This window comes from Streptomyces sp. NPDC028419 (assembly GCF_055565515.1).
The window spans coordinates 1-3,252 of the sequence record NZ_JBVHUE010000082.1 but is presented as its reverse complement, the minus strand read 5'-3'; the positions used below and the strand labels follow the sequence as shown (position 1 = coordinate 3,252).

Genomic DNA, 3,252 nt, shown 5'->3' with positions numbered 1-3,252 from the left:
CCCCCCCCCCCCCCCCCCCCCCCCCCCCCCCCCCCCCCCCCCCCCCCCCCCCCCCCCCCCCCCCCCCCCCCCCCCCCCCCCCCCCCCCCCCACCCGGTCGACCGGTCAGGCGATGGAGAAGGTCACGACCGACTGGTAGGTGTCCGCGAACATGAACGGCGGGAGCTGGATCATCCCGGCGCCGCCGACGGCGAACTCACCACCGGTCAGCTCGTCCCCGCCGGCCGCCTGGGAGGCGACCTTCATCGGGGTGTCCGTGATCGCGCCGGGGGTTCCGGCGGAGCAGGTGCTCGGGCTGTCCGCATTGGTCACGGTGCAGGTCGGCTGGATGCCGATCTGGGCCTTGGCCATGGAGTGACCGGTGGTCTGGTTCAGGAACGGTGTACGGGTCGCCGTCACGTCCCAGCCCAGGGTGCCGCCGCGGAAGTCCTGGACGGTCGCGGCGTTGAACATGCCGACCACCGACTGGGCCTTGCCGTTGATGGTGACGGAGCCGAAGCTGACGGCGGGCTGGCCGTCCTTCGGGCCCAGCGCCAGCGGGCCGGGGAGCACCTCGACGTCGACCGGGTTCTTCACGCCCGCCTGGTCCTCCAGGAACACGAAGGCCTTGGCCGGGGCGATCGAGCCGTCGATCTTGATCGCGTCGGCCTTCTTGGTGATCGTGATGTTGCAGCTGGCGACGCCGGACGCGTCGGCCGTGCCCGTGCCCGTGTCACCGGTGGCCGCGCCGCCGAGGAGGGCGGAGCAGGTGACGGGGCCCGCGGGGAAGTTGGCGCCGGTGGCGACGACGGCGGTGCCCGCCTTGCCGCTGTTGGGCGTCACCTTCGTGGTGATCGGGTCCTTGGGCAGGGCCTCCACGGCGACCGAGCCGACCGAGCCGCTGGGTCGCGGGCCGGGCGTACAGGTCGTGGTGTAGATCGTGCCGCCGAGGTCGGCGTCCGTGATCACCTGGTCGATGGTGATCTGGACGGTGGTGCCCTCGGTGCCGTCCGGGATGGTGATGTTCCCGCTGAACGCCGGCGGGTCGGCCTTCTTGTTGGCCTCCTGGTGGCTGGGCACGGCCGGGCTGGTGACGGTCTGGGCGACCCCGCCCACGAACAGCTTGGCCTTGATGGTGTTGACCGTGTCGATCGTGAACATCGGGATGACCGGGGTCTCGCCCGGGTCGATGGTGATCGGCACGGACTGCCCGGCCTTGGCGCCGTCCGGGAGCGTGATCGTGAAGTCCTGGTTGCCGTTCGCACCCGGCTGCGGCGCGGGGGCGACGCAGTTCATGGCGACCGGCGTGGTCTTGGTCGCTGCCTGAGCCGTACCCGCCAGGCCCACCACGCCACCCGTCAGGGCCAGGGAAAGGGCGCCCGCCCCGGCCAGAACTCTTCGTCGGAACGTTGTCGTACTCACTGGGTCGCGACTCCTTCGTCGAACGAACCCTCCCCCCACCCGCTGTGGGGGAGAGGCCGAGCCGGTGCGGTGGCCGACATTGACGCGTCGCGGTCATGAGAAGTCAATGACTTGCTTTCGCCCGAAGCACTCAGAAATTGATGTCCCATCAGAACGGGGCGGGGAGCGGGTGGGGTACCGACTGGTCGGTGGGTCGCGGGTGAGGTCGCTGGTGGGGCGGATGGGGTGTCCGTGGGCTGTCCGTAGCCGAGCTGACCTGCGGATTCCGCCCCGCGAGGTCGTGCCGCCGTACGGTCCTACGGAGCGGGCTGGACGGGCGGTGCGGGCGGGGCCGACGGCGTCGCGGGGGCGGGCGCGGGAGCCGTCACCGGGGCCGGTACCGGGGCCGGTGCGGGGGCCGGTACGGGTGCGGGTACGGGCATGGGCACGGGGGCCGTCACGGGTGTCCGCGGGGTCTGCAGGAGCAGGTTCGGGGTGCGCACCGGCAGGTTCGTGACCTTGTTGACGGCCGCGCTCCTGGTGATCGCCTCGGCCACCTCCGCCGGGGTCAGGGCCCTTCCGGCGGCCAGGATCAGGGCGGCGGTTCCGGCCACGTGCGGGGCGGCCATGGAGGTGCCCGACAGCGTCCGGACGGCGTCCGGAGCGCCCTTCCAGGCCGAGGTGATGCCCAGGCCCGGGGCCAGGACGTCCACGCAGCGGCCGTAGTTGGAGAAGAAGGCCCGCCGGTCGGTGGCGTCGGTCGCGCCGACCGTCAGGGCGCTCGACGTGCTGCCGGGGGAGGAGTAGCAGGCGTTGGCGTTGTCGTTGCCCGCCGCGACGGTGAAGGTGATGCCGGAGGCGACGGCCTTGGCGACGGCCCGGTTCATGCCGAAGCTGTAGCTGCCGCCCATGCTCATGTTGGCGACGGCCGGGCCCCCGCCCGCCTTCCTCGCCTTGAGCGCGTGGCCGATCATCCAGTCGATGCCCCCGATGATGTCGGAGACGCTGCCGCTGCCCTGCTGGTCGGCCACCTTGACCGCGATCAGGCTCACCCCCTTGGCGACCCCGTAGGTGGCACCGCCCAGGCTCGCCGCCACGTGGCTGCCGTGCCCGTTGAGGTCCTGGGCGGCCTCCGTGGTCTCGTTGGCCCCGAAGACGGCGCGGCCGCCGAACTCCGTGTGGGCGGTGTTGATCCCGGTGTCGAGGACGTACGCCGTCACGCCCGCGCCGGTCCCCGGGTACGCGTACGCCCCGTCGAGCGGGAGCGCGCCCTGGTCGAGGCGGTCCAACTGCCAGGGCGCCCGCGCCTGGGACCCGGGCCCGGAACCGGCCGTGGCGTCGGTGGTGTCGATGGTGTCGGTGGTGTGGACGAGGGCATCGGGCTCGACGGACGCCACGCGCGGATCGGCGGCGAGTTCGGCCGCGCGGGCCGCGGTGGTCCGTACGGCGAAGCCGCTCAGGGCGGTGTCGTACACCCGGTCGATGGTGTCGCCCGCCCGCGCGGCCTCGGCGGCCAGGGCGCGGGCGGGGGCGCGCGTGGAGGTGTCCTTGAGGACGACGACGTAGGGGGCGCTGTCGTGGCCGCCGCTCGCGCCGGAATGCGCCTGCAGGGGCAGCGCGGTCGCCGCCAGCAGGGCGGCGGCGGGGAGCAGCGCGGTGATTGCGGTCATGCGGCGATGCTCGGCGAGGTCGGGAGGGCGCGCGCGGAGGGTGCGCCGAGTGGGCGCACGACACGCCGCCCAAGGGGGGTGCGGCGTGACGGATGTGACGGGTGGGACGACCTAGGTGTATTGACCCGCAGGGTTGTTCACACGGCTGATGGGTGGGTTACCGTGGAGTGCGGTGTGGCAGCGGTGGTGGTTGTAGGTGTGG

2 protein-coding genes are annotated in these 3,252 nt (G+C 73.1%); both read right to left on the bottom strand.

Translation table 11 applies throughout. From position 1 onward, the window contains the following. Window positions 1-105: 105 nt before the first annotated feature. Window positions 106-1,401 carry a hypothetical protein gene (locus ACZ4UB_RS39500; protein WP_354380328.1) on the bottom strand — a complete coding sequence of 432 codons (1,296 nt, stop codon included), beginning with the start codon at window positions 1,399-1,401 and terminating at the stop codon, window positions 106-108. Window positions 1,402-1,697: 296 nt separating this feature from the next. Continuing rightward, window positions 1,698-3,050: a S8 family peptidase gene (locus tag ACZ4UB_RS39495; RefSeq protein ID WP_468078129.1), complete on the bottom strand. Its 1,353-nt coding sequence runs from the start codon at window positions 3,048-3,050 to the stop codon at window positions 1,698-1,700. Between the last annotated feature and the right edge of the window lie 202 nt (window positions 3,051-3,252).

What these genes read in the sequence shown, in the direction of transcription:
- ACZ4UB_RS39495 (WP_468078129.1), bottom strand. Translation starts at nt 3,050, where the DNA reads ATGACCGCAATCACCGCGCTGCTCCCCGCCGCCGCCCTGCTGGCGGCG.